Below are 25,533 nucleotides of genomic sequence, written 5' to 3' on the forward strand. Positions count from 1 at the left end.
GTGATCGCCAACGCTGTGGCCGGCTGTTGTCGAATATCCGCACTGCTTCCGAAGCCGCGGCGCTACCGTGCAGATCATGGAGCCGAGCTGGGACGGTGTCCGAGGTGAAGACGAGCGTCGCTTGTGGGTGACGGTGCTGCGGCCGGCGGCCGCCGAACTCGCTGAGCGCGCCGGGGAGATCGCCGCCGTGGCGAACGAGCACACCAGTGCACGGCTGCCCGAGCTGCTCGCGAGTCCAGAGGCGCTCGAAGTCAACCGCGCGAGCACCGAGGCCAGCATCCGCGACTTCGCCGCGGTGCTCATCGACGGAGCCGATCCGGCCAATGCCGCCGACCTGCCCGCGCCGACTCTCGCCTACGCCCGCGACGGCGCACAACATGGCGTCGAACTGACCACCTTGATGCGCAGCTATCGGCTCGCCCACGCCGTCACCGCGCGCTGCTTCAATGAGATCCTCGATGCGCACGCGGACAACGCCGACGATCGAAGACTGGCCGCGGAGTTGGGCTCGGCGTGGATGTTCGCCTACGTCGACGCCGCCTTATGCCAGGCCGAGCAGGTCTACACCGCCGAACGGGACCGTTGGGTACGCAGCGCGGCGGCCAGCCAAGTCGATACGATCACCACGATCCTCGCCGGCCAACCCATCGACACCGACGTGGCTACGCGCCGGCTGCGCCACGAAGTCCGCCGCTGGCACGTCGCCGCTATCGCCTGGCTCGATACCCACGAGGAGGGAAGCAATACGCAGGCGATGCTCGAAGCGGCCATTCGCGACATCGCCTCCGCGGTCGGCAACCAGAACCCGTTGCTGTATCCCCTGGGCATCCTGTCGGTCGCGGCGTGGGTCAGCTCGCACAGCGAGATTCCGTCAAAGGTGTTGGACGAGTTGCGCATTCGCACCACTGCCGCGCCGGGCGTCCGAGTTGCGATAGGGGAGCCCGGCAGCGGGGTGGCGGGTCTGCGGTCCAGTCACGTCGAAGCGCTCGAAGCGCAACGGATCGCCCGGCTCGCGCGGCGGCCGGTGGGTACGGTGACGCGGTATCAGGCCGTCGCATTGCGCGCTATCGCCACGGTCGACATCGAGCAGTCGCGAACGTTCGTGAGACGCGAACTCGGTCGGCTCGGCGAGGCGGACGAAACCACCCGCCGGCTGGCCGCCACCGTGCGCGCGTTTCTCGACGAGAACTGCAGCCGGGGCCGGACCGCAAAACGGCTGCACGTCCACGAGAACACCGTCGCCTACCGGATCCGACAGGCAGAGGAGCTGCTGGGCCGGTCCGTCGACAAGCGCACGCTCGAACTCCGCGTCGCGCTGGCGCTCGCCGACCTGATCCAGGACCAGACGACGGCCAAGCGATTATCGGTAGCCGAAAACGGCTCGCGCGCAACCCGACTCGGTTCGGCTATGCCGACGTCCTAGTCAACCGACTCCCGATTCAGCATCGCATCGCGGACCCGGCCCGCCCCGGCCCACCGCGCGAGGTCGCCGATGAACAGGGGTGCCACCGCGCCGATGCCCACCAGCATCCGCAGGCCGGCCGATGCGACGGTCGTCTCCGTCTTGCCGCGCTCGACCGCATCGGCTACCGCGCGGGCGACATCCTCCGGTGAGCTGGTGCCGAAATATCGCGGAAGGGATACTCCAGTGTCGGCCAGCATGCCCGCGTCGCGCACCGGTCCGGGGAAGACTGTCGAGACACCGACACCCGAGCCACGAAGTTCGTGCCTGAGAGCCAGCCCGAGTCCACGCAGGCCCCACTTGGTGGCCGTGTACATAGTGCCGTTCCCCGGTGTCGCAATGAGTCCGGCGCCCGAGGAGATGAACACGATGTGGCCGCGGCCGCGCTCGCGCATCGGCTCCATCGCCGCGCGAGCGAGGGCGGCGGGGGCCAACAGATTGACGCGGACCGCGTGTTCTATCTGTGCGTCACTCAACATGCCAAGATCCTCCGGAATGCCCACGCCGGCGTTGGCCACGAGCACGTCCACCGGACCAGCTCGGCTTACCAGATCACGTACTTCGCCGAGGTCGGTGAGATCGGCGGTCAGCGCACGTACGGACGGACCGAGCGATTCGGCCAGCAGGCGCAATTCCGGTTCCCGCCTACCCGTGACCGTGAGACGGCAACCCCGCGAAGCCAATTCGTGGGCAATGGCGTGGCCGATGCCGCCGGTCGCGCCTGTGACCAAGACACTACGTCCGTAGAGCTTCATTGTTGATACCTCATCACTTGGAAGTCACTTCGAAAGTTCCGCGAGCCGGGTGGCCGCCCAGCGGGCCACCGGCGGGGCGGCGCGCGAGAGCAGATACATCAGATGGGCCTCGGCCGCGATGGGCGCGACTGACCGGTCCCTGTCAACCGCACGAAGAATGTTGCGTGCGACACGCTCTGGCGAGTAGCCGCGCTTCTGATATGTCGACGTCAGACGGTTGCGCCGTTGCTCAGCGTCGCCGTCGCCGCGGATAGGACTGTTCTGTGTGATAGCGGTGTTGATGACGCCGGGGCATACGGCAGTGACACCGATGCGGTGCGGTGCCAACTCCATGCGCAACGCCTCAGACAACCCCAGCACTGCGAATTTCGTTGCGCTGTAAGCAGTCAACTGCGGATTGGCCAGCAGACCCGCTGCCGACGACAGATTGACGACGTGACCTCCGCGGCCGGCGTCGATCATCGTCGGCAAGAAGGCGTTGCAGCCGTGCACCACGCCCATCAGGTTGATGCCAACCAACCAGTCCCAATCCTTGACGCTGGTATCAAGGAATTCACCGACCAGACCTACACCGGCGTTGTTGATTAACAGGTCCACCGCACCGTAATGGTCGAGCGTGTCCTGCGCGAAGCTCGACATCGCCTCGGAGTCAGAGACATCGACGCGCCCGGTCAACACCCGGCCACCGAAGCTTCGCACCGTCGCGGCGGTGTCGGCCAGACCGTTGTCGTTGATATCGCATAGGGCCAGGTCGGCGCCGCGTCTTGCACATAGAAGCGCCAGCTCGCGGCCGATGCCGCTGCCTGCGCCGGTGATCACCGCGACTCGGTCGGTGAGATTCGCGGTTCGTAACCGAGGTGAATTTTTGGGCATGCGGAAAACGTACGGCTGGACGATGTGGTGCCGCTCGTGTGAAAGCGCCAACACCGTCCACGCCTGTTGTGCATTCGCGACAGAAGCGCATGGTGCGCCGCTCATTTCAGGAACTGAAAGAGGTGAGCGCCGATCATGCGCATTGCCGCGTGCGCCGAGGCGGCCTGAGATCGGGTGAACCCATGGTCGATCGAGGGCAGACGGTGGTGGGTCACCGCAACCCCCCGGCCGGCCAGGTCGTATGCGGGTGCGTGGGTCGGTGTTGGCTTGTCTCGTGTAGACGAGACGATGAGGCCCCGTTGTGGTGGACGCACAAGGAGTGGCCGGCGTTGAGCTGTCCGACGCCGCGTGTGTGCCGGCGTTCGAGGAGCTGAGGTGGTGAAACGACGGGATCGGCATTCGCTATTGCACGGTCCGTCGCATCGACCCGGAAACGAACACCGCCCCACCTGCGAATTCGCAGGTGGGGCGATGGTTTCAGTCGGGGTGGCTGACGGGACTCGAACCCGCGACAGCCAGGATCACAACCTGGTGCTCTACCAACTGAACTACAGCCACCATCGCCGCTCGCGCGGCCTGTCGATATTAGCCGCTCGGACGCTCTGCGGCCGAATCGATACCCGCAGACTCGCCGTTGGCCGCCCCCAATTGCTCGGCGACCGCGGCGATATCACTGGTCGACGGCCCAGGCGGCGGGACGAAGGCGGTCTGGCGGTAGTACTTCAGCTCGCGGATCGACTCGTGGATGTCGGCCAGCGCACGGTGCGCCAACCCCTTCTCGGGTTGGCCGAAGTAGATCCGCGGATACCAGCGGCGGCACAGTTCCTTGATGGAGCTGACGTCGATCATCCGGTAGTGCAGGAACTCGTCGAGCTTGGGCATGTCCCGCGCGATGAACCCCCGGTCCGTGGCGATCGAGTTGCCGGCCAGGGGAGCGGTCTTGGCCTGCTTCACGTGCGTGCGGATGTAATCGAGGACGAGTTCCTCGGCGGCCGCCAGGTCGACCGTCGACGCGCGCACCTCCTCGGTCAGGCCCGACCGATTGTGCATGTCCTTGACCACGTCGATCATCGACGACAACGCCTCGTCGTCGGCGTGGATCACCACGTCGATGCCGTCACCCAGGATGTTGAGGTCGGCGTCGGTGACGAGCACCGCGATCTCGATCAACCGGTCTTTCGACAGGTCGAGGCCGGTCATCTCACAGTCGATCCACACGAGTTCGTCACGCACAGCGCTCACAGTACTGTTTTCGACCATGACCACCGACTCGAGCGCCCAGCAGATCGCCGCCGGTTATGCCGTCGAGGGTCAGGCACTGGACCTGGGGTCCGTTGTCGTCGATGGCGTCTGCGATCCGGCCGCGCAGGTCCGCATTCCCCTGGCCACCGTCAACCGGCACGGCCTGGTGGCGGGCGCCACCGGTACCGGTAAGACGAAATCGCTGCAGGTGATCGCCGAGCAGCTCTCCGCCGCCGGGGTGCCGTGTCTGATGGCCGACGTAAAGGGGGACCTGTCCGGGCTGTCGCGGCCGGGCGAGCCCGGCGACAAGACCCAGCAGCGGGCCGTCGACACCGGTGACGACTGGGCACCGACGGCCTACCCGGTGGAGTTCCTGTCGCTCGGCACCGACGGCATCGGCGTTCCCGTGCGGGCCACCGTCTCCAGCTTCGGCCCGATCCTGCTGTCAAAGGTATTGGGGCTCAATCAGACTCAGGAGTCCACGCTGGGACTGATCTTCCACTGGGCGGATCAGAAGGGCCTGCCGCTGCTGGATCTCAAGGATCTGCGGGCGGTGATCCAGTACCTGACCAGCGACGAGGGCAAGCCGGAGCTGAAGGCGCTCGGCGCGGTGTCCAAGACCACCGCCGGCGTCATCCTGCGGGCGCTGGTCAATCTCGAGGCCGACGGCGGCGACACGTTCTTCGGTGAGCCCGAGCTGGAGCCCGAGGATCTGATGCGTGTCGATGCGCAGGGCCGCGGCATCATCACCCTGCTCGAGGTCGGTGAGCAGGCCGCGCGGCCGGTGATGTTCTCGACGTTCCTGATGTGGGTGCTCGCGGATCTCTTCACGTCGCTGCCGGAGGTGGGCGATCTCGACAAGCCCAAGCTGGTCTTCTTCTTCGACGAGGCCCACCTGCTGTTCTCCGACGCGTCGAAGGCGTTCCTGGAGCAGGTCGAGCAGACCGTCAAACTGATCCGGTCCAAGGGCGTCGGGGTGTTCTTCTGCACCCAGTTGCCCACCGACGTGCCCAACGCCGTGCTGTCCCAGCTGGGCGCGCGCATTCAGCACGCACTGCGCGCCTTCACGCCCGACGACCAGAAGGCGCTCTCGAAGACGGTGCGCACCTACCCGAAGACCGACGTCTACGACCTGGAGGAGGCGTTGACGTCGCTGGGCATCGGCGAGGCGATCGTCACCGTGCTTTCGGAAAAGGGCGCGCCCACACCCGTGGCGTGGACGCGGATGCGGGCGCCACGGTCGCTGATGGACACCATCGGGCCCGAGGCGATCGGCGCGGCTGCGAAGGCCAGCCCACTGCAGGCCGAGTACGGCCAGACCGTCGACCGCGAGTCCGCCTACGAGCGGCTGTCCGCACGGCTGGAGCCGCCGCCGCCCGCACCGCCGCCCGCCGCGGACCCGCAGCTGCCGCCACCGGTGCCGGTCGATGTCGGGGGAGCCACAGCCGCGGGTGGGGTGAAGAGCCGCGGCGCCGCCGAGCCCGGGATGCTCGAGAAGGTGATGGACAGTCCGGCGTTCAAGAGTGCGATGCGCTCGGCGGGCACCGTCATCGGCCGCGAGATCACCCGCAGCATCTTCGGCACGGGCCGCCGTCGCCGCAGGCGCTAAACCCACCCGCTGCGAAATAGCATTCCGGGTCGTGATTTCTCGTGGATCACGACCCGGAATGCTATTTCGGCGCAGCAGAAGGCGCTAGCCGCCGCCGAGCTTCTTGTAGACGGCGCCGACGATCGGCGTCACGACCGCCCGCGGGGTGTAGCCGGCGGCCACCGACATCGCCTTGCTGGTGACGCCGGGGACGATCCGCATCTTGTTGCGCTCGAGCCCGTCCAGCGACAGCTTGGCGGTGTACTCGGTGGAGATCCACAAGAAGTCGGGAATCAGCTTCTCGACCAGCGACTGTTCGTGCTCGGCGGGCAGCGTCTCGCGCACCGGCCCCGGCGCGAGCAGCGTCACGTGCACCCCGACCCGTTTGAGCTCACTGCGCAGCGACTCGCTGAATGTGTTGACGAACGCCTTGCTGGCCGCATAGGTGGCGTTGTTCGGGATCGGCGAATTGCCCGCGGCGGAACCCGAAATCAGAATGCCGCCGGCCTTGCGCGACACCATGCCAGGAAGCACGGCGAGTACGAGGTCGTGCACGCCGAGCACATTGAGCTGTACCTGAGCCTGCTCCCCGGCGGGATCGAGCGACGCCACCGGACCGAACGTCGCGGTGCCCGCATTCGCGCACAGGATCGAGATGTTGCGGTCCGCCAGCTCCTCACACAGTTTCCCGCGTTCGGCCGGGTCGGCGAGGTCGACCGGACGCACCTCGACGGTCACGCCGTACTGCCCGGTGATCCGGTCCGCCAGCGACCGCAACACCTCTTCGCGACGTGCGGTGATGATCAGGTGGTGCCCGCGGGCAGCGAGCTCGAGGGCGAGCGCCTCGCCGATGTTCTGCGACGCGCCGGTGACGACCGCACGGGCATCCGCGCTGGGAGCGGGTACTGGCATGGGCCGGACTATATCGTGGGCCAGCATGAGCGAACTGCGGTCGTCCGCACCAGCCGCGAGGCGGTCGCAGATCGTGTCGTGGGCGCTGTGGGACTTCGGCTCGACGGGGCTGAACGCGGTCGTGGTGACCTTCGTTTTCTCGATCTATCTGACCAACGCCGTGGGCGACGGGCTGCCCGGTGAGACCACTCCGACGAGCTGGCTCGGGTGGGCGCTGGGCGCCGCCGGCCTGGTGGTCGCCCTGCTGGCGCCGGCGACGGGGGTGTGGGTCGACGCCCCGTGGCGGCGCCGCAACACGCTTGCCGCGCTGAGCGCGACGTCGGTCGCCTTGACGGTGGCGATGAGCGTGGTCCGCGAGGACTACCGCTACCTGGCGCTCGGTCTGCTGCTGGTGGCTGCCGTCTCGGCATGCAACGACCTGGCCGCTGTGCCGTACAACGCGATGCTGCGCCAGCTGTCCACGCCGCAGACGTCGGGCCAGATCTCTGGAATCGGCTTCGGGGCAGGCTATTTCGGCAGCGTCGTCTTGTTGCTCGTCGTCTATTTCGGATTCGTGTCCGGCGATGGCGACCACACCGGTCTGTTGAATCTTCCTGCTGCCGACGGTCAGAACGTCCGTACCGCCATGGTCTTCACGGCGGTCTGGTTCGCACTGTTCGCATGCCCGCTGCTCTTCGCCGTGCCCGTCGCGAAGCCGGAATCCGCGGCGCCTGCGGCGGTCGGGTTCTTCGGCGGATATCGCAAGTTGTGGCACGAGATCCGCAGCGAATGGCGCCGCGATCACAACGTCGTCTACTACCTGATCGCAAGTGCGGTTTTCCGCGACGGGCTCACGGGTGTGTTCGCCTTCGGCGCGGTGCTTGGGGTCAAGGTCTACGGCGTCTCGTCGGGGGATGTTCTGCTGTTCGGGGTGAGCGCCAGCGTCGTCGCCGCCATCGGGGCGATCATGGGGGGTCTGCTGGACGATCGGTTCGGCGCCAAGCCGGTGATCGTCGGCGCGCTGACGTTGATGATCGTGGTCGGCCTGGTTCTCATGGCCTTGTCCGGCGTTCTGGCGTTCTGGATCTGCGGGCTCCTGCTCTGCCTGTTCCTCGGCCCCACGCTGTCCGCCGCGCGCACTCTCATGCTGCGAATGTCGGCAGATGGAAAGGAGGGTGTCGCCTTCGGGCTCTACACCACCACCGGACGGGCGGTGTCGTATCTCGCTCCCGTCATGTTCTCGACGTTCATCGCGATCTTCGGCACCGATCGCGCCGGCATCGGCGGGATCATCGTCGTACTGCTGGCCGGACTACTGGGCATGCTGGCGGTGAAGACGCCGGGCCGGGTGGCCGCCGCCTAACCCACCGCGGTGCAGATCGTCAGCCCTGCGCCGGTGCGCTGCTCCACCGTGACACCGTTGACGGAGATCGAACAGTTCACCTCGCGGCCCACGTTGATGATGCTGATGCTCGCGGAAGCGTTTGCAGGCTCGGGCAATTCGACTTCCTTGCTCCACGGAAGCAGGACGTTGAACTCCGTCTGTAGCAGTCCGCCGTTGTCGACATAGGTGATGTTGATGGCCCGCCCCGACCCGTCGACGGTATAGACCACCGTCTCCGTCGCGCGGGGCTCGGTCGGGCTGGTGGTCGGCGGCGTCGTCGGCCGTGTCGGAATCGGAAGCACCGGGGTCGAGGGGGTGCGCGACGTCGTCGTGGGCGGCCGGGTGGGGGAGGCCTCGGGTAGCGACGGTGGCGGCGCGACGACGGTCTCCTGACGGGCGCTGTTGTCGTAGACGATGACCAATGCGATCACCAGGCCGATGACAGCAAGCACCGCGGCCGTCGCCAGTATCCACAACCAGCGGGGCGGCTTCGACTCGTCGGGCGGCGGCTCGCCCTGGCCCTCGGGCGGGTACTGTCCGCGGCCGTACTCGCCGGTCGCGTACGGGTCATAACCGTACGGCGAATAGGCAGGCAGCTGCTCGGTCGGCGGCGGCGCGGCGGGGGCCTGGTAGGTGGTGCCGTAGGGGGCCTGGCTGGCGTAGGCCGGGTCGTTGTAGCCCGGGTAGGCATTACCCGGCGGTTGCGACGGAGCCGGCCCGTCGCGGTAGCCCGATTGGTCGTCACGCCCGCGGTGCGGTGAATCGGTCATGCCCACCTCATGGCTGCGAGGGTACCTGTGCAGGCGCTCAGCCGACCCCGGCGACCGGTATTGCGCCGGTCACGTGTCACCGTCGCCACGTTTACCGCCTACGACCTCGGTTTACCCTTGGTCCGATGGCTGAGCAGGTTCGCCGCGTCTACGGCGCATCGATGTCGCCGGACGCCACCGCGTTCGCGCATCTCGTCGACGACGGCGGATACCCCCGCGCGGTGCAGCGGTTCCTGCGCGGGTGGCGAGCCAGTAGCTCCCGGGACGTCGAACTGCCCATCGAGGGACCGGTCAACCGCGTCATCCACTCCGCGGACGGTCATTGGCTCGCGTGTGAAGTGGCGCCTGAAGGCGGCAGCCGAAGCCAGATCTGGGTGGTGACAACCGATCCCGACGACCGCGACGCGCGCCGTATCGACACGTGGCCGCCCGGAACACCCGAGGGCACAGCGGAATTGATCAGTTGGGACGGTACCCGGGTCGCGGCGATCCTCACGGGTGACGACGGCGTCGGAAGCTCGTGCCTGATCGATCCCGCCGACGGCACAACCGTGGTGCTCGACCGGCGTTCCGGCGGCAGGCTGGTCGACGCGTGGGCGGGAGTGGCCCTCGTGCGGGTGGGGCCACGCGGCTACCGAGACCTCATCATGCTGCGCGGGCAGACCGAAATCGCCTTGCTGCCCTACGATCCCGGCTCGACCACGGACAACGGGATCATCCTCGACGACCACAGTCCCCGCCGTCTGCGCGCCGGTCTGGAGGGGGAGTCCTACGAGCTGTATCAGCCCGCGAGCGAGTATGGCGTCAACAGCACCGAAGGATATGTGCGTGCACTGATCCGCAGTGAGAACGGTGCCGAGCATGCTCGGCTGCTCGAGGTCACCACCACCCCGGATGGGGTGGCCTACCAGGTGATCGCCGAACGGCCGGGCTACGAACTCGACGAGTTCACCGTAAGCGATGACCTCTCGACGGTGGCGATCCTGTGGAATCTCCACGGCGCCAGTGAATTACAGATCATCGAGCTTGCCGACTACACGGCCTATCCGCCGATCCCGCTGCCCGGAATGGTGGCAAGTCAGCTGAGTATCAGCGCCGGCGGTTCGATGTTGGCGCTGACGGTGGAGAGCCCGTCGATGCCGCCGACGGTCGAACTCGTCGATCCCCGTACGGGCGAATGGGAACACGTCGACCGCGAACCGAGCCTGGGTCCGGTATCGGCCGACCCGACGCTGGAGACCATCACGGCACGTGACGGACTGACGTTCACCGGGTGGCTGTTCCGGCCTCCCGAGGGTGTCGAGCAGATCGGCGCGATGCTGTTTCTGCACGGCGGGCCCGAAGGGCAGGGCAGGCCCGGGTACAACGAGTTCTTCCCGCCACTGCTGGAAGCGGGCATCGCGGTATTCCTACCCAACGTGCGCGGTTCCGGGGGGTTCGGCCGCTCGTTCATGCACGCCGACGACCGGGAGAAACGATTCGCCGCCATCGACGACGTCGCCGATGCCGTGAACTTCCTCGCCGACAACGGTCATGCGCACCGTGAGCGCATCGCGTGCTGTGGCTGGTCCTACGGCGGCTACCTGACCCAGGCGGCACTCACCTTCCATCCGGATCTGTTCGCGGCAGGCATCAGCATCTGCGGCATGAGCGACCTGAATACCTGGTATCGCACCACCGAACCATGGATCGCCGCTGCCGCGTACCCGAAGTACGGCCATCCCGTCAGTGATCGCGACCTGCTCGAGCAGTTGTCGCCGCTGCAACGGGTGGAGGCGTTGACGGCTCCGCTGCTTCTGGTGCACGGCGCCAACGACACCAACGTCCCGCCGGACGAGTCATTGCAGATGTTCACCGCCCTGCGAGAACTCGGGCGCACCGTCGAACACCTGGTCTTTGAGGACGACGGTCACGAAATCGACAAGCGGGAAAACCGCGCCGTGCTGGTCAAGGCGATGCTCGAATGGCTACTCACGGCTTTCGCGGCACGTCAGCCGTCGTAGCCCGATCGTTGCCCAAAGTCAGGTTTGAAGAATTGTCTGCCGGGTAAACACGCTGCGTGCGCACCGATTTGGGGCGCAATTGAAGATGGAGGCGCAGCATGCGAGGCGGTGGGCTACTCGGCGTTTTAGTGCTCATCTGGTTGCTGATCGGCGCGTTTGCGGCGTATCAGCGCGGTTACTTTGAAACTGGCGCAACCAACTGCGCGACAACGGGAAGTATTGCTCTCACCGTGGTCGTCGGCCCGCTCAACTATGCGGGCGTCAATCCGAAGGTAACGGACTGCAACATTCCGCAACCCAGTCAATAGCCCACTGGCAGTTGGCATTTCACAGAATGGAGTCACGATGATCATCCTTGGAGTCATCCTCGCCGTGCTCGGCTGGATCCTCGGTATCAGCGTTCTCACGACGATCGGTGTCATCCTGGTCGTCATCGGTGCCGTCTTCTGGATCCTCGGATCCGTCGGACGTCCCGTCGGTGGCCGCCGAGCCTGGTACTAGCCGCTCACGGTCCCAGTGGCCGAGGTCAACGCAGCAACCGTCATCGCGCGAAGGATGGCACGCTCGTTGACCTCGGCCTTCTTGGTGGCATTGGGCTTCACCGAGTGTGGAGTCGAATTCAGTAGTCCGAACGTCGCGTGCGCCATCATGCGGGCATCGTCTTCGGCTAGCGACGGGTGCAACTGACGCAACACATCGACCCAGATCTCGACGTATTGTCGTTGCGCCTTGCGGACCTGACGTTTGGCCGTCGGAGGCAGATGGGGAAGGTCGCGATCCTGGATACGGATCAGATCCGATTCGCCGAGTGCGAAGTCCAGATGGAAGTCGATCAGTCCGTCCAAGGCCGAACGGGGATCGTCTGCATGTGCGACGACGTCCGTGGCGCCGGCCAACAGTCGAGTGCTGATTCCGACCAGCAGCTCGACCAGCATCGCCTCCTTGTTGGGGAAATGGCGGTAGATCGCCGGTCCGCTGACGCCTGCCGCGGCCCCGATGTCCTCCAGTCGTACCGCCAGGTAGCCGCGTTCGGCGACCAGGCGTTCGGCCGCAGCGATCAGTTGCGACCGCCGGTCGGATTTGGCCCGGCTGCGGCGCGTTGCGGCGATGACAGGCTCCGAAGTGGAGGACATATGCACACTCCAAACGGACTGGTGGACATTTCGGTTAATCGTGACTAACATACCACGAGTTAGTCGTCATTAACTCAACCGAACGGGTTTTCTGCGATGACAACGCGGACGTCGTATCGCGAGGAGCACCTCGAGCTGGTGACTCAACTGCGCGCCAAGCTTGCCGCTGCGGCGCTCGGGGGCCCGGAGCGTGCCAGGGAACGTCATGTCAGCCGGGGCAAGCTGCTTCCGCGCGATCGTGTCGACGGCCTCCTCGACCCGGGCAGCCCATTTCTCGAGCTGAGCCCGCTTGCAGCCAACGGCATGTACGACGACGAATGCCCCGGCGCGGGGATGATCGCCGGTATCGGGCGCGTCTCGGGACGCGAGTGCGTGATCGTGGCGAACGATGCGACCGTCAAGGGCGGTACCTACTACCCGATCACTGTCAAGAAGCACCTCCGCGCCCAGGAGGTCGCCGGGCAGAACCGGCTGCCGTGCATCTATCTGGTCGATTCGGGTGGCGCATTCCTGCCGCGCCAGGACGAGGTGTTCCCCGACCGCGAGCATTTCGGACGGATCTTCTATAACCAGGCCAACCTGTCGGCTGCGGGTATCCCGCAGATCGCGGCGGTGCTGGGTTCGTGTACCGCCGGTGGGGCGTATGTGCCCGCCATGAGCGACGAGGCGGTGATCGTCCGCAACCAGGGCACCATCTTCCTTGGCGGACCACCCCTGGTGAAGGCCGCGACCGGTGAGGTCGTGACCGCCGAAGAACTCGGCGGCGGCGATCTGCACTCCCGAACCAGCGGTGTCACAGACCATTTGGCGCACGACGACCGCGACGCCTTGCGCATCGTCCGGCGCATCATCGGCACACTGGGTCCGCGCGAGAAGCTGCCATGGGATGTCAGGGCGACGGTCGACCCGGTCGCCGATCAGACCGAACTCTATGACGTGGTGCCCATCGATTCCCGCGTACCGTACGACGTCCACGAGGTGATCACCCGCATCGTCGACGGCGGCGAATTCGCCGAGTTCAAGGCCGAATACGGCAACACGCTGGTGACCGGGTTCGCGCATATCCACGGTCATCCGGTCGGCATCATCGCCAACAACGGCGTGCTGTTCAGCGAGTCCGCCGTCAAGGGTGCACATTTCATCGAACTCTGCGACAAGCGCAATACACCGCTGCTGTTCCTGCAGAACATCTCCGGTTTCATGGTCGGCCGCGACTACGAGGCGGGCGGGATCGCCAAGCACGGAGCGAAGATGGTCACCGCGGTCGCGTGCGCCAGGGTGCCGAAGCTAACCGTGGTGATCGGCGGTTCGTACGGTGCGGGTAACTACTCGATGTGTGGGCGCGCGTATTCCCCGCGCTTCCTGTGGATGTGGCCGAATGCCAGGATCTCGGTGATGGGTGGTGAACAGGCGGCCTCGGTGCTCGCGACGGTCCGGGGCGAGATGACTCCCGAAGAGGAGGAGACGTTCAAGGCGCCCATCCGAGCGCAGTACGAGGACCAGGGCAACCCGTACTACTCGACCGCACGATTGTGGGACGACGGCGTCATCGATCCGGCCGACACCAGAACCGTTGTCGGGCTGGCACTTTCAGTCGTCGGCCAGGCTCCGCTCGAGCCGGTCTCCTACGGCGTGTTCCGGATGTGATGACGTGACCGTATTCGACACTGTCCTCATTGCCAACCGTGGCGAGATCGCGGTGCGCGTCATCCGCACATTGCGCGCGATGGGCATCCGCTCGGTCGCGGTTTTCAGCGACGCCGATGCCGGTGCCCGCCACGTCGCGGAGGCCGACGTCGCCGTCAACATCGGACCCGCCGCGGCGAGGGAGAGCTATCTCAACATCGATGCCGTCGTAGCTGCGGCGCGGCGCACCGGTGCTCAGGCGGTTCATCCGGGGTACGGATTCCTCTCGGAGAACGCCCAATTCGCTGCTGCATTGGATGCGGCGGGCATCGTGTTCATCGGTCCACCGGCCGCCGCGATCGAGACCATGGGCGACAAGATCGCCGCGAAGGCCGCGGTGTCGGCCTTCGGAGTCCCGGTGGTGCCCGGTGTGTCCCGCCCGGGCCTGACCGACGCCGATCTGATCGCCGGCGCGGAAGAGGTCGGGTATCCGGTTCTCGTCAAACCGTCTGCCGGAGGCGGCGGCAAAGGGATGCGCGTCGTCCATGAGCCCTCGGAGTTGGCGGCCGCCCTCGCCAGCGCGCGCCGCGAGGCCGGTGCGGCTTTCGGTGACGACACCTTGTTCCTCGAGCGCTTCGTGCTGAACCCGCGACACATCGAGGTTCAGGTGCTGGCCGACGGTTTCGGCAACGTCGTACATCTCGGCGAGCGCGAGTGCAGCCTGCAGCGCAGGCACCAGAAGGTGATCGAAGAAGCGCCCTCGCCGCTGCTGGACGCGGCGACGAGGGAGCGGATCGGTGCCGCGGCCTGCAACACGGCCCGTAGCGTGGACTACACCGGCGCAGGCACAGTCGAATTCATCGTGTCCGCTGACCGGCCCGACGAATTCTTCTTCATGGAGATGAACACCCGGCTGCAGGTGGAGCATCCGGTGACCGAGATGGTCACCGGTATCGACCTCGTCGAGCAGCAGGTGCTCATCGCCGCAGGTCACAAGCTGCCGATCACGCAAGATGACGTCAGCCTGAACGGGCACGCGATCGAGGCGCGGGTGTATGCCGAGGATCCGGGCCGCGGCTTCCTGCCGACGGGCGGCACCGTGCTCGATCTTTCCGAACCCGCCGGATCCGAGGTCCGCGTGGACTCCGGGCTCGCCCGGGGCACGGTCGTCGGAAGCGACTACGACCCGATGCTGTCGAAGGTCATCGCGCACGCGGACGACCGTGCCGGCGCCATCCGCGCCCTCGATACGGCGTTGGCGCAAACCGCGGTCCTGGGTGTCACCACGAACATCGAGTTCCTTCGGTTTCTGCTGGCCGATCCCGACGTCATCGCCGGCGACCTCGACACCGGACTGCTCGACCGTCGCCTGCCCGACTTCACGTCCGCCGAACCGGCTGATCGCGAGCTGATCGCTGCGGCGGCGTACAAGTGGCTGCGCAAGTGGCCGGACCCCGTCACCGATCTGTGGGCGGTGCCGTCGGGATGGCGGATGGGGCAACCTGCGCCGGCGACGTTCCGGTTGCATTCCGGCGACCGAACCGACCACGTGTATCTCACGGGCACGCCGACCGCCGCGACCGCCGAGGTCGAACATGGCGAAACCCATTCGGTAGCAGCGGCTCTGGACGGTGACGTGCTCGCGCTCACCCTGGATGGGTTGCGGACAGAGTTCCGGGTCGCGACCTCCGACGGACAGATCTGGTTGTCCGGCGCCGGACTCACCACCGTGATCGACGAAGTCCGCGAGGCCCCGGTGCGGCCCGACGACGAACTGGGCGGCGATGCCGAACTGACCAGCCCCATGCCGGGTTCGGTTGTCGCGGTCGGTGTTTCCGATGGACAGCAGGTCGACGCGGGAACCGTGGTGGTGACCGTGGAGGCGATGAAGATGGAACACGCCCTCACCGCACCCGTCGACGGCGTGGTGGAACTACTCGTCGCCGTGGGCGACCAGGTCAAGGTGGGTCAGCCGTTGGCGAAGGTCATCGTGGCGGCCACCCCAACGCAGGAGGAAGAGTCATGACGGATTTTCTCGCGACGGGCATGTTGCCCGATCACTATGAGCAGCTTGCCAAGACTGTTCGCGACTTCGCCCAGTCCGTGGTCGCCCCGGTCGCGGCCAAACACGATGAGGAGCATTCCTTCCCGTACGAGGTCGTCGCGGGCATGGCCGACATGGGGTTGTTCGGCCTGCCCTTCCCCGAGGAGTACGGCGGCATGGGCGGCGACTACTTCGCGCTGTGCCTGGCGCTGGAAGAACTCGGCAAGGTCGATCAGAGTGTGGCGATCACGCTGGAGGCCGGCGTTTCGCTGGGCGCCATGCCCGTTTACCGCTTCGGCAACGAGGAGCAGAAGCAGGAGTGGCTGCCGCTGCTGGCGAGCGGTAAGGCGCTCGGGGCGTTCGGCCTGACCGAGGCGGGGGGCGGCACCGACGCGGGCGCGACCAAGACGACGGCGAAACTCGACGACGGGCACTGGGTGATCAACGGCTCAAAGCAGTTCATCACCAACTCGGGTACCGACATCACCAAGCTGGTGACCGTCACCGCGGTGACGGGCGAAACCGACGGCAGGAAAGAGATCTCGTCGATCCTGGTTCCCGTTCCCACACCGGGATTCACCGCCGAGCCGGCCTACAACAAGGTCGGATGGAATGCGTCGGACACCCACCCGCTGAGCTTCGACGACGTTCGCGTGCCGCAGGAAAACCTGCTGGGTGAGCGCGGTCGCGGCTACGCCAACTTCCTGCGCATCCTCGACGAGGGCCGGATCGCCATCGCCGCGTTGTCGGTCGGTGCGGCGCAGGGCTGCGTCGACGAATGCGTGAAGTACTCCAAGGAGAGAGAAGCGTTCGGCCAGAAGATCGGCGCCTACCAGGCGGTCTCGTTCAAGATCGCTCGCATGGAGGCACGCGCGCACGCCGCGCGCACCGCGTACTACGACGCGGCCGCGCTGATGTTGGCGGGCAAGCCGTTCAAGAAGGCCGCGGCCATCGCCAAATTGGTGGCCAGTGAGGCGGCGATGGACAACGCCCGCGATGCGACGCAGGTGTTCGGCGGCTACGGCTTCATGAACGAGTACTCTGTCGCCCGTCATTACCGCGACAGCAAGATTCTCGAAATCGGTGAGGGGACAACGGAAGTGCAGCTGATGCTGATCGCCAGGGAGGCCGGGCTGTGAGCGGAGCGAACGATTCAGCTTCGGTGAGCGACAAACGCGTCGTCGTCCAGCGGGGCCTCTGGTTCGAGGAGTTCGAGACCGGAGTGCTGTACCAGCACCGTCCGGGCCGCACCATCACCGAGGCGGACAACGTCCTGTTCACCACCCTGACCATGAACACCCAGGCGCTGCACCTCGATGCGGCGTTCTCCGATGCTCTACCTCCGTTCAACCAGCGGCTGGTGAATTCGATGTTCACGTTGTCGACTCTGGTGGGTCTGTCGGTCGCGCAGCTGACGCAGGGCACGATCGTCGGGAATCTCGGATTCGGTGAAGTCGCTTTCCCGAAGCCGCTTTTCCACGGCGACACGCTCTACGCCGAGACGGAGGTCACCGACAAGCGGGAATCGAAGAGCAGGCCGGGGGAGGGCATCGTCACCTTCTCGCACATCGGCCGCAACCAGCACGGCGACATCGTCGCGACGGCGTCCCGCAAGACCATGGTGCGCAAGCGGCCTGAGGGGACGGCCTGACATGTCGTTGGGGAACAACGGTCCGGCCTGGCTGTTCTGCCCGGCGGACCGGCCGGAGCGATTCGAAAAGGCTGCCGCCGCAGCCGATGTCGTCATTCTCGACCTCGAGGACGGGGTTGCCGCCAAGGACAGGCCCGCCGCGCGCCAGGCACTGATCGACACGTCGCTGGACCCTGCCCGCACCGTGGTACGGATAAACCCGAGCGCGACGCCCGACCATCAGCTCGATCTTGACGCGCTGTCTCGCACTGACTACAGCGTGGTGATGCTGGCGAAGACCGAATCGCCAAGGCAGGTGCGCGACCTCGCGCCGCGCGAAGTGGTCGTCCTGATCGAGACTCCGCTGGGCGCGATCGAAGTCAACGAGTTGGCGCGGATGGAGAATGCGTTCGCGGTGATGTGGGGGGCCGAGGATCTCTTCGCCGCCACCGGCGGCACCGCCAACCGCTGGCCAGACGGCAGCTACCGCGATGTGGCCAAGCACGTGCGGTCGCAGAGCCTGCTGGCTGCGAAGGCGTTCGGCAAGTTGGCGCTCGATTCTGTGTATATCGACATCAAGGAACTCGACGGGTTGCGGGCCGAGAGCGACGATGCCGTCGCCGTCGGGTTCGACGCCAAGGTCGCCATCCATCCGACGCAGGTCGCGGTGATCCGGTCGGCATACGCACCGACCGATAAAGAGGTCGACTGGGCGCGCCGGGTGCTCGAAACCGCGGGGTCGCAGCGCGGCGTGTTCCAGTTCGAGGGGCAGATGGTCGACATGCCGGTGCTGCGGCGGGCCGAACGCATCATGGCCCTCGCACCGCACAATCCCGCCTAACTCGGGCGACTTGTGTGCGTTTAGGAGCGCTCACCGCGACACATCGCACACAAATCGCAAGGGTCTCGACACGGCTCGCAGTCAGCCCGGTGTCCTCCAATCCGAAGGCATAATGGTGGTTGCCCCAGTGCTGGGGCGAGCAGAGCGCATCGTCGCGTTAGCGCCACACCCCGGCCGCTAGCGAACGAGCCTCCCACCAGGGGTCTTGCTCTGATCGCCTTCGTGCTGAGCACCTCAGTCGCCTGACGGCGTGATCCGCCGCCAGTGACCCTAGGAGGCGGTATGGCAGGGATCGAAGCGACCCCGCGCACGTCAGAGTCACAATCTGGCGTCGAGCTGGATCCGATACAGCTGGTGGCCCCGGATGGGACGGCCACCGCCGAAACCCGGTACCGAAGAGACCTCCCTCCCGAGACGCTGGCCTGGCTCTACGAGTCGATGGTCGTCACCCGCGAACTCGACACCGAGTTCGTCAACCTGCAACGGCAGGGTGAACTGGCGCTGTTCGCATCGTGCCGAGGTCAGGAAGCCGCGCAGATCGGCCCGGCGGCGTGCCTACCCAAAACCGACTGGTTGTTCCCGCAGTACCGCGAGATCGGTGCGTTTCTGCTGCGCGGACTCACTCCGGCGCAGATCGGCGCCGTGTGGCGGGGCAAATGGCACGGCGGCCTGGGTTATACCGAAAAGCGTGTCGCACCCATCTCGATCCCGATCGGCACCCAGGGCCTCCACGCGGTCGGCGCAGCGATGGCGGCGCAACGCCTTGGCGAGGACTCGGTGACTCTGACGTTCATGGGCGACGGCGCGACCAGCGAAGGCGATGCGCACGAGGCGCTGAACTTCGCGGCGGTGTTCGGGGCGCCGTGCGTGTTCGTCGTACAGAACAACCACTGGGCGATCTCGGTTCCGGTCAGCAAGCAGCTGGCCGCGCCGTCCATCGCGCACCGCGCCATCGGATACGGCATGCCCGGCATCCGGGTGGACGGCAACGACGTGCTGGCCTGCTACGCGGTGACGGCCGAGGCCGCCAAGCGCGCCAGGGAGGGCGGCGGCCCGACGCTGATCGAGGCCATCACCTACCGGATGGGACCACACACCACCTCCGACGACCCCACCCGGTACCGCTCCGACGACGAACTCGAGTTCTGGGCGGCACGCGATCCCATTCAGCGCTACCGCACCTACCTGCAGACGGTGGGCGTATGGAGCGAGCGGCTCGAGGAACGTGTCGCCGCCAGGGCGAAGCGATTACGCACCGAGCTGAGGGAGTCGGTCGTCGGCGCCGACGACTTCGCCGTCACGGATGTGTTCGACACCGTCTACCACGACATCACCCCAGATCTGTTGGCGCAGCGCGACCAGGTGCTGGCAGAAATCGCGAAGGAGGCCTGAGCATGACGCAGATCATCGAGCGGCCGACACTCCACGACGACGACGAACCGCCGCGCGGCCCACTGCTGACCCCCATCCCGCCGAGCCCACCGCCTGCTGTGCAGGCACCGACGCTGACCATGGCGCAGGCGATCAACAGGGCGCTGCACGACGCGATGGCGGCCGACGAACGTGTGCTCGTCTTCGGCGAGGACGTCGCCACACTCGGCGGTGTCTTCCGGGTGACCGAGGGGCTGACCGAAAGATTCGGCGAGCAAAGGTGTTTCGACACACCGCTGGCAGAGTCAGCGATCATCGGCATTGCGATCGGCATGGCGATCCGGGGGCTCGTGCCCGTTCCGGAGATCCAGTTCGACGGCTTCGCCGCGCCGGCGTTCGACCAGATCGTCAGTCATCTGGCGAAGTACCGGATGCGGACCCGCGGTGATGTCGAGATGCCGGTGACGGTGCGGATTCCGTCGTTCGGCGGTATCGGCGCGGTCGAGCATCACTCCGAGTCGACGGAGAGCTACTGGCTGCACACCGCGGGGCTGAAGGTGGTGTCGCCGTCGACTCCCTCAGACGCGTATTGGCTGCTGCGACAGTCGATCACCTGCCGCGACCCGATCATCTACCTGGAGCCCAAGCGACGGTACTGGACCCGCGAACCCGTCGACACGGTCACGCCGGGTCTGCCGATCGGGCGAGCGGCGATTCGCCGTAGCGGCGATGACGTCACGGTGGTGACGTACGGCCCGCTGGTCGCGACGGCGATCAGCGCGGCAGAACTGGCCGCCGAGCAGTACGGGTGGAGCATCGAGGTCATCGATCTGCGGTCGCTGAACCCGCTCGACTTCGACACCGTCGCCGAATCCGTCTGCAGGACCGGCCGTGTGGTGGTCATGCACGAAGGTCCAAAAACATTGGGCTTCGGCGCGGAGCTCGCCGCGCGTATCCAGGAGGAACTGTTCTACGACCTCGAGGCACCAGTCCTGCGCGCCACCGGATTCGACACACCGTTCCCGCCGGCGCGACTCGAGAAGCTGTGGCTACCCGGAGTCGACCGGCTGCTGGACTGTGTGGAACGGACGCTGGAGCAGCCATGAGTGAACAAGTGCGGGACTTCTTGGTGCCCGATCTCGGTGAGGGGCTCGAGGACGCGATGATCACCAGCTGGAACGTCGCGGTGGGCGACACCGTCGAACTGAACCAGACCCTGTGCACCGTCGAGACCAACAAGGCCGAAGTCGAGATCCCCAGCCCGTACGCCGGACGCATCACAGAGCTCGGCGGTGCCGAAGGGGAGACGCTGAACGTCGGTGCGGTGCTGGTCCGTATCGCGACGGACGCCTCCGAGTCGGCGCCCACGAAGCGCAAGCCGGTGCTCGTCGGGTACGGCACCGACGACGAGATGGACGACAGCAGGCGGACCGCTCGGCCCGCGTCGACCCGACCGCGGGCGAAGCCGCCGGTGCGAAAGCTGGCGGCAGAGCTGAACGTCGATCTCAACGAGCTGGCGGGCTCCGGCCCCGACGGTGTGATCACCCGTGAGGACGTCCTGTCGTCGGCGGGCCGGTCAGCTCCCAGCCCGGACATGGTGGCGGTGCGCGGTGTGCAGGCGGAGATGGCACATCGAATGTCATTGTCGCGCAGGGAGATACCGGACGCCCATGCAAGTGTGCAGGTCGATGCAACGAGTCTCTTGAGGCTGCGTGACCGAATCCGCGCCCAGGCCGGCGATGACGCGACAATCACGCCCTTCGTTCTCACGTTGCGGCTGTTGACGATTGCGCTGACACGCCATCAGAAACTCAATGCGACGTGGGTCGACACCACCGCGGGCCCGCAGATACATCTCCATTCGGCGGTGCATCTGGGATTCGGTGTGGCCGCACCGCGCGGCCTGCTGGTGCCCGTCGTCAAGGATGCGCAGGACAAAACCACCCGCGAGCTCGCCGACGTGGTCGCCCGGCTGATCCGCGATGCCCGCGCCGGCACGCTGAAACCGACCGAACTGCAAGGCTCCACGTTCACGGTGTCCAACTTCGGCGCGCTGGGGCTCGACGAGGGCGTCCCCGTCATCAACTATCCCGAGGCGGCGATCCTGGGCATGGGTGCACTCAAACCGCGACCCGTTGTGGTGGACGGAGAGGTTGTCGCGCGGCCGACGATGACACTCACGTGTGCGTTCGACCATCGCATCGTTGACGGTGCGCAGGCCGCGGAATTCTTGACCGAACTCCGTGACCTCGTCGAGGCGCCGGAACTGGCGCTCCTCGACCTCTAGATCACCTGCGCTTGGCGGCCTCGAGCCGACGCGCGAATTCCGGCGATTCGATCGACCTGGCCTGCGGACCGAGTTCGGTGTCGACCGCGATGCGGTGCTGGTCGCTGTCGACGAACCCGGGGTTGGCGGTCGCCCGCATCGAGGCCTTCGTCGCGATGACCACCTCGCGTGGCGCGCCGGCCGGACCAGCGGCCAACTCGCGAGCGGCGGCGACCGGATCCTCGGCGACCTTGAGCGCCAGTCCGTGCCGTACCGCCTCATCGGCGTCGAAGCTCATGCCGAACAGCAACGACGCACGCGCGAGCTGGGGGCCGACCGCGCGCTGCAGCATCCACGTGGCGCCGCCGCCGGGGTGGATGCCGAGCTTCTGAAAGCGCGGATCGAAGAGCGCCTTCGGGCCGGCGATGCGCACATCCGCGGCGAGCGCGAGGTTCAGTCCCGCGCCGACCGCAGGGCCGTTGACGGCCGCGATCGTCGGCAGCGCGCAGTTGGCGACGGCCAGGAAGCCGTCGTAGATCACGCGTAGGCCGTCCTCGGTCGCCTCGCCCAGCGCTGTCAGGTTCGCCCCGGCGCAGAACGCCTTGCCCGCGCCGGTGACGATCAGCGCGTGCACGTCGGTGTTGGCCTCGGCGGCGTCGACCGCGGCGCGCAACGCCGCCGAAATCTCGGCGGTGACCGCGTTCCGGCGGTCGGGGTCGTTGATGGTGATGACGGCGACGTTGTGGTCGACGTGGACCAACACGAGTTCAGACACGCGGCTCAGCCTAGTGACCGCCCTCGGACGGGGGTCAGGCGATGGTCAAGGTGACGTTGTTCAGCGACACCGCGACATCGGTGGGCAGGATGTCGACGAAGGTGGGAGCGTCGCGCACGGCGGGTCCGGATGCGATGACGTTGGCCGGAAAGCTGGGGCTGCACGGGAAGTTGTTGCACCGATACCAGAAGCCGGGCGCACTTTGATACGGGAACATGCTCGGCGCCTGATCCACGCGATAGCGACCGGGCTGGATGAATGCCGTCGCCCACCCGTCTCGAGGGTTGGTGGCCACGTTGAAGACGCCATTACTGCCGTAGCTCGGCGGGCTCGCGTACGCCGGGGCGGCAAGCGTAACCGCCACTAATGCGGCGGCCGCTGTCGCCGCGACCTTCGTTTTCACGACGTGGAGTCTATCGAGCAGCGCGCGCTCCGGAAGCGGATCGCGAAGGCGAGCACCCGCTATGCCGCCGCAGCGCCGCTGTTGTCGTTGTTGTTGTTGTTGTTGTTGTTGTTGTCGTTCTTATCGGCGTCGTTCTTGTCTTTGTCGTTGGGCCCGGCGTTCGTTCCGGTACTGCTTCCCGTGCCGGTGCTGGTCGTCGTCCCGGTGGTGGTGCCCGTGCTGGTGCTGGTCGTCGTCCCGGTCTTGGTATCGGTGTCGGTCCCCGTGCCGGTGCCTGTGCGGGTTCCTGTGCCCGTGCCTGACTCGGCGTCGACGTTCGTATTCGTGTCGACGTCGGTGTCTGTGTCGGTGTCGGTGTTCTTGGGGTTGTCGGTGTCGGTGTTCGTAGTGCTGTTCGTCGGGCCCGTCTCGGTGCGGGTTCCCGCGCCCGTCAGCTGGTTCTGCGAAAGGTCCGTCTGTTGGCCGCTGCCTTGACCGTCGCCCTGCGGTTCCGGTCCTGAGTCGGTGGTGCCGACGGTGCCGTCGTCTCCAGTGCCGTCATCGCCACCATCGCCGTCGGGCACCGTGTCAAGGCCGTCACCCGTGATCGACATCTGCCGCGCGTTGAGGCCGTCCAGATTCGAGTCGGTCGTCGTGCCGACGATCTCGTCGGGCGGCGCGGACTGTCTGGCCACCGAAACGGGTTGTGCCGCCTTCGGAAGGAACGGCGAGAAGATCGCCGCGATGGTTTCCAGGATCGCGCCGGGAAGTTTGACCAACGCCGTCAGCATGTCGCCGATCGACGGAATGAACCGGCCGGGGCGGTACGCGCTCGGGTCCGAGGGAATCGGATTGCCGCCGTAGTAGCCGGCGTCGACCGCCCATTTCAACAGCGGCGCAGTGATGTTCGCGATGTAGTCACCGAAGATGCCGCGGATCAGCGTGGTCAGCGGCAGCTCCCTGGCCGTGTAGGTGACATACGTCGTGTTACCCCGCGTCGTGACGTACGCGCTGATCCGGTCGCCGACCGGCGAAATGCACCTGGCGTCGGGACACGCGAGCACGGCGCCGTTGTCGGTGAGCGCGCAGGTGTTCGCAGAGCATGTGACATTCGGGGTGCCATCTGCGTTCACGGGCAGATCGACATCGTCCTGGCTCAGGCGCGTCGTGAACCATGAGGCCAGCGAGTTGAGAGCGGAGAACGGGTTGAGCACGTAGCCGGGCGCGTTCGAGTTGTAGTCGTACTCGTAGCCGGTGTTGACGACTCGCAATGCGCCCGTCTGACTCGGCGTGGGGTACGGGTTCACCCCGATGAGGGCGAACAACGGATAACGGGTGCCGAAACCGCCGTCTGGCCGGGCGACGTCGTTGTCGAGGATGAACACGGTCCTGCTCAGATCAGTGTCGTTCCTCAGCAGCAGCAAACTCGTGTTCGCGGCGCCCCAGCCCGACGCGATGACGGCGTTGTCCTCACCGGCGTTGGCGTCGAGGGCCGCCTGGATGCCGGTCGGGCCGTCCCAGAAGTTGACGTGGACGATGTCGTCGAGATCGGGCCCGGTGTAGGTCGGGTCATCGCGGAACTTTCGTCCGTAGAAGTCCTCGACACCCGCTCCGCTCGGGTGCGTTGAACTGCCCACGACGATGAGGGCGGTCAGATCGACGAGGGATGCGGAGATGGAGGCGGGCTGCGTGGCCGCAACGCATGCGACGCTGGTGGCCATCCCGATAGCGGCGGCCCCAAACGCGACCTTGACCGCGGGCTTTCTCTGTGGCCCGGCCATGCTTTGCCTCTCGCGAAAGGATTTCCAGCAAACCCTAACTTTGACGGGCATGCTACGCGAGATGGCAGGGTGACGTAAGCGCCCCGGACCAACTCGAACCCTGCGGCCGCCGTGTTGCGCAAAGCTTTGCCCAATCGGGTCGATCGTGAGCGTGCTTCGGCAGTCGTGGATCAGAACGTGTGTCTGAGCCATTAGCAGGAGTCGAAGTCGGCAAAGCATGGTCGGCTGAACGTTCCTCGCTTGCTTTCCAATAACACTCGGGCATTCGGCATACCGCAACGGGAGCGTCCTGTGCCTGGTGTGACGGGTGGGGCGGTAGATCAGTCTGGCAAGCCGTTTGGCTGACCAACATTGCGAATAACGGATTCCCCCACCCCTCGCGGAGTAGTACGGATCTGTCGGAGGCGTCAATATCAAAAAAGGGAAAGACGTCCAGCTCGGAAGTACCGTCGATGTCGGGGCGCGTTCGCTGGGCGCTCCGATGTTCAGTCCCGACGGCACCCATGTGCTGCTCTACACCGGCGGGACCGCGCTCACCAAGATCACTGTTATACCCATTTAACGCCTACGACTTAACAGACAAATCCACGCTTCCTGCTTCTGGTTTCGCTTCGGCAATTTTCCATCGCCTTGCGCCGACGCACCAGGTTGCCGTGCTCGATGTACGAGCGTGCGCGGCTTGAGGCGCGACTTGGAGTGGGTGTCGATTCATGTTG

At 66.2% G+C, this 25,533-nt stretch carries 23 protein-coding genes and 1 tRNA gene; 14 read left to right on the top strand and 10 right to left on the bottom strand.

What is annotated here, in order from left to right; genetic code table 11:
* The first annotated feature begins 76 nt into the window (after window positions 1-76).
* A complete protein-coding gene (locus H7J93_RS07010) occupies window positions 77-1,423 on the top strand; it encodes a PucR family transcriptional regulator (RefSeq protein ID WP_267305563.1) in 1,347 nt (448 codons plus the stop codon).
* Here the strand turns inward: H7J93_RS07010 and H7J93_RS07015 are convergent.
* The 4 genes from H7J93_RS07015 to orn form a co-directional block, all read right to left on the bottom strand.
* On the bottom strand, window positions 1,420-2,217 hold the full coding sequence (locus H7J93_RS07015) for an SDR family NAD(P)-dependent oxidoreductase (protein ID WP_267305564.1): 798 nt from the start codon (window positions 2,215-2,217) through the stop codon (window positions 1,420-1,422). The two genes, H7J93_RS07010 and H7J93_RS07015, sit on opposite strands and share 4 nt — an antisense overlap.
* Before the next feature lie 24 nt (window positions 2,218-2,241).
* Window positions 2,242-3,090: an SDR family NAD(P)-dependent oxidoreductase gene (locus tag H7J93_RS07020; protein ID WP_267305565.1), complete on the bottom strand. Its 849-nt coding sequence runs from the start codon at window positions 3,088-3,090 to the stop codon at window positions 2,242-2,244.
* A gap of 485 nt (window positions 3,091-3,575) precedes the next feature.
* A tRNA-His gene (locus H7J93_RS07025) sits at window positions 3,576-3,648 on the bottom strand.
* 27 nt (window positions 3,649-3,675) lie between these two features.
* Complete coding sequence (gene orn / locus H7J93_RS07030; RefSeq protein WP_267305566.1) at window positions 3,676-4,323, bottom strand: oligoribonuclease; 648 nt, start codon at window positions 4,321-4,323, stop codon at window positions 3,676-3,678.
* A 25-nt stretch (window positions 4,324-4,348) separates the two neighbouring features.
* Between orn and H7J93_RS07035 the strand changes: the two genes are divergently transcribed.
* Window positions 4,349-5,941: a helicase HerA-like domain-containing protein gene (locus H7J93_RS07035; protein ID WP_267305567.1), complete on the top strand. Its 1,593-nt coding sequence runs from the start codon at window positions 4,349-4,351 to the stop codon at window positions 5,939-5,941.
* 84 nt (window positions 5,942-6,025) lie between these two features.
* Here the strand turns inward: H7J93_RS07035 and cmrA are convergent, their stop codons facing one another.
* Window positions 6,026-6,832, bottom strand: coding sequence for a mycolate reductase (cmrA, locus tag H7J93_RS07040; RefSeq protein ID WP_267305568.1), 807 nt, complete (start codon window positions 6,830-6,832; stop codon window positions 6,026-6,028).
* A gap of 25 nt (window positions 6,833-6,857) precedes the next feature.
* Between cmrA and H7J93_RS07045 the strand changes: the two genes are divergently transcribed.
* A complete protein-coding gene (locus tag H7J93_RS07045) occupies window positions 6,858-8,174 on the top strand; it encodes an MFS transporter (RefSeq protein WP_267305569.1) in 1,317 nt (438 codons plus the stop codon).
* Here the strand turns inward: H7J93_RS07045 and H7J93_RS07050 are convergent.
* Window positions 8,171-8,965 (bottom strand): MmpS family transport accessory protein, encoded by a 795-nt coding sequence (locus H7J93_RS07050; protein WP_267305570.1) that lies wholly within the window; start codon window positions 8,963-8,965, stop codon window positions 8,171-8,173. The two genes, H7J93_RS07045 and H7J93_RS07050, sit on opposite strands and share 4 nt — an antisense overlap.
* 125 nt (window positions 8,966-9,090) lie before the next feature.
* Here H7J93_RS07050 and H7J93_RS07055 point away from each other — a divergent pair, with 125 nt between their 5' ends.
* The 3 genes from H7J93_RS07055 (at window position 9,091) to H7J93_RS07065 (ending at window position 11,469) form a co-directional block, all read left to right on the top strand.
* Entirely contained in the window at window positions 9,091-10,968 is a 1,878-nt protein-coding gene (locus H7J93_RS07055) for an alpha/beta hydrolase family protein (RefSeq protein WP_267305571.1), read from the top strand.
* A 98-nt stretch (window positions 10,969-11,066) separates the two neighbouring features.
* Window positions 11,067-11,276, top strand: coding sequence for a hypothetical protein (locus tag H7J93_RS07060; protein WP_083153336.1), 210 nt, complete (start codon window positions 11,067-11,069; stop codon window positions 11,274-11,276).
* Window positions 11,277-11,313: 37 nt separating this feature from the next.
* Entirely contained in the window at window positions 11,314-11,469 is a 156-nt protein-coding gene (locus H7J93_RS07065; RefSeq protein WP_165761883.1) for a DUF6131 family protein, read from the top strand.
* Here the strand turns inward: H7J93_RS07065 and H7J93_RS07070 are convergent.
* Window positions 11,466-12,101, bottom strand: a complete 636-nt coding sequence (locus tag H7J93_RS07070) for an SACE_7040 family transcriptional regulator (RefSeq protein WP_267305572.1) — start codon at window positions 12,099-12,101, stop codon at window positions 11,466-11,468. The two genes, H7J93_RS07065 and H7J93_RS07070, sit on opposite strands and share 4 nt — an antisense overlap.
* 96 nt (window positions 12,102-12,197) lie before the next feature.
* Here H7J93_RS07070 and H7J93_RS07075 point away from each other — a divergent pair, with 96 nt between their 5' ends.
* The 8 genes from H7J93_RS07075 (at window position 12,198) to H7J93_RS07115 (ending at window position 21,900) form a co-directional block, all read left to right on the top strand.
* Entirely contained in the window at window positions 12,198-13,748 is a 1,551-nt protein-coding gene (locus H7J93_RS07075) for a carboxyl transferase domain-containing protein (RefSeq protein WP_267305573.1), read from the top strand.
* 4 nt (window positions 13,749-13,752) lie between these two features.
* A complete protein-coding gene (locus H7J93_RS07080; RefSeq protein WP_267305574.1) occupies window positions 13,753-15,753 on the top strand; it encodes an acetyl/propionyl/methylcrotonyl-CoA carboxylase subunit alpha in 2,001 nt (666 codons plus the stop codon).
* Window positions 15,750-16,910 (top strand): acyl-CoA dehydrogenase family protein, encoded by a 1,161-nt coding sequence (locus tag H7J93_RS07085; protein WP_267305575.1) that lies wholly within the window; start codon window positions 15,750-15,752, stop codon window positions 16,908-16,910. The genes H7J93_RS07080 and H7J93_RS07085 overlap by 4 nt, the downstream gene beginning before the upstream one ends.
* Before the next feature lie 23 nt (window positions 16,911-16,933).
* The gene (locus H7J93_RS07090; protein ID WP_267305576.1) at window positions 16,934-17,422 is read left to right on the top strand and encodes a MaoC family dehydratase; all 489 of its coding nucleotides are present in this window, start codon (window positions 16,934-16,936) and stop codon (window positions 17,420-17,422) included.
* A gap of 1 nt (window position 17,423) precedes the next feature.
* A complete protein-coding gene (locus tag H7J93_RS07095) occupies window positions 17,424-18,242 on the top strand; it encodes an HpcH/HpaI aldolase/citrate lyase family protein (RefSeq protein WP_267305577.1) in 819 nt (272 codons plus the stop codon).
* Between the two features lie 282 nt (window positions 18,243-18,524).
* Complete coding sequence (gene pdhA / locus H7J93_RS07105) at window positions 18,525-19,634, top strand: pyruvate dehydrogenase (acetyl-transferring) E1 component subunit alpha (RefSeq protein WP_267305578.1); 1,110 nt, start codon at window positions 18,525-18,527, stop codon at window positions 19,632-19,634.
* 2 nt (window positions 19,635-19,636) lie between these two features.
* The gene (locus tag H7J93_RS07110; RefSeq protein WP_372507804.1) at window positions 19,637-20,719 is read left to right on the top strand and encodes an alpha-ketoacid dehydrogenase subunit beta; all 1,083 of its coding nucleotides are present in this window, start codon (window positions 19,637-19,639) and stop codon (window positions 20,717-20,719) included.
* Entirely contained in the window at window positions 20,716-21,900 is a 1,185-nt protein-coding gene (locus H7J93_RS07115; protein ID WP_267305579.1) for a dihydrolipoamide acetyltransferase family protein, read from the top strand. Before H7J93_RS07110 ends, H7J93_RS07115 begins: the two co-directional genes overlap by 4 nt.
* Window position 21,901: 1 nt before the next feature.
* Here H7J93_RS07115 and H7J93_RS07120 read toward each other — a convergent pair whose 3' ends face one another.
* Genes H7J93_RS07120 through H7J93_RS07130 form a run of 3 tightly spaced genes read right to left on the bottom strand, consistent with a single transcriptional unit; the run spans window position 21,902 to window position 24,817 of the window.
* A complete protein-coding gene (locus tag H7J93_RS07120) occupies window positions 21,902-22,654 on the bottom strand; it encodes an enoyl-CoA hydratase (protein WP_267305580.1) in 753 nt (250 codons plus the stop codon).
* A gap of 34 nt (window positions 22,655-22,688) precedes the next feature.
* Window positions 22,689-23,057 (bottom strand): hypothetical protein, encoded by a 369-nt coding sequence (locus H7J93_RS07125; protein ID WP_267305581.1) that lies wholly within the window; start codon window positions 23,055-23,057, stop codon window positions 22,689-22,691.
* 59 nt (window positions 23,058-23,116) lie between these two features.
* Complete coding sequence (locus H7J93_RS07130) at window positions 23,117-24,817, bottom strand: alpha/beta hydrolase family protein (protein WP_267305582.1); 1,701 nt, start codon at window positions 24,815-24,817, stop codon at window positions 23,117-23,119.
* Window positions 24,818-25,533 lie beyond the last annotated feature (716 nt).

Origin of the sequence: Mycobacterium barrassiae (genome assembly GCF_025822765.1) — a bacterium.
Lineage (GTDB): Bacteria > Actinomycetota > Actinomycetes > Mycobacteriales > Mycobacteriaceae > Mycobacterium > Mycobacterium barrassiae.

Bases quoted from the DNA above. Each gene is read 5' to 3' on its own strand.
- H7J93_RS07070 (WP_267305572.1), bottom strand. From the start codon at position 12,101: ATGTCCTCCACTTCGGAGCCTGTCATCGCCGCAACGCGCCGCAGCCGG.
- H7J93_RS07075 (WP_267305573.1), top strand. From the start codon at position 12,198: ATGACAACGCGGACGTCGTATCGCGAGGAGCACCTCGAGCTGGTGACT.
- H7J93_RS07015 (WP_267305564.1), bottom strand. From the start codon at position 2,217: ATGAAGCTCTACGGACGTAGTGTCTTGGTCACAGGCGCGACCGGCGGC.
- H7J93_RS07095 (WP_267305577.1), top strand. From the start codon at position 17,424: ATGTCGTTGGGGAACAACGGTCCGGCCTGGCTGTTCTGCCCGGCGGAC.
- H7J93_RS07115 (WP_267305579.1), top strand. From the start codon at position 20,716: ATGAGTGAACAAGTGCGGGACTTCTTGGTGCCCGATCTCGGTGAGGGG.
- cmrA (WP_267305568.1), bottom strand. From the start codon at position 6,832: ATGCCAGTACCCGCTCCCAGCGCGGATGCCCGTGCGGTCGTCACCGGC.
- H7J93_RS07060 (WP_083153336.1), top strand. From the start codon at position 11,067: ATGCGAGGCGGTGGGCTACTCGGCGTTTTAGTGCTCATCTGGTTGCTG.
- H7J93_RS07035 (WP_267305567.1), top strand. From the start codon at position 4,349: ATGACCACCGACTCGAGCGCCCAGCAGATCGCCGCCGGTTATGCCGTC.
- H7J93_RS07065 (WP_165761883.1), top strand. From the start codon at position 11,314: ATGATCATCCTTGGAGTCATCCTCGCCGTGCTCGGCTGGATCCTCGGT.
- H7J93_RS07130 (WP_267305582.1), bottom strand. From the start codon at position 24,817: ATGGCCGGGCCACAGAGAAAGCCCGCGGTCAAGGTCGCGTTTGGGGCC.
- pdhA (WP_267305578.1), top strand. From the start codon at position 18,525: ATGGCAGGGATCGAAGCGACCCCGCGCACGTCAGAGTCACAATCTGGC.
- H7J93_RS07085 (WP_267305575.1), top strand. From the start codon at position 15,750: ATGACGGATTTTCTCGCGACGGGCATGTTGCCCGATCACTATGAGCAG.
- H7J93_RS07055 (WP_267305571.1), top strand. From the start codon at position 9,091: ATGGCTGAGCAGGTTCGCCGCGTCTACGGCGCATCGATGTCGCCGGAC.
- H7J93_RS07020 (WP_267305565.1), bottom strand. From the start codon at position 3,090: ATGCCCAAAAATTCACCTCGGTTACGAACCGCGAATCTCACCGACCGA.
- H7J93_RS07110 (WP_372507804.1), top strand. From the start codon at position 19,637: ATGACGCAGATCATCGAGCGGCCGACACTCCACGACGACGACGAACCG.
- H7J93_RS07010 (WP_267305563.1), top strand. From the start codon at position 77: ATGGAGCCGAGCTGGGACGGTGTCCGAGGTGAAGACGAGCGTCGCTTG.
- H7J93_RS07045 (WP_267305569.1), top strand. From the start codon at position 6,858: ATGAGCGAACTGCGGTCGTCCGCACCAGCCGCGAGGCGGTCGCAGATC.
- H7J93_RS07050 (WP_267305570.1), bottom strand. From the start codon at position 8,965: ATGACCGATTCACCGCACCGCGGGCGTGACGACCAATCGGGCTACCGC.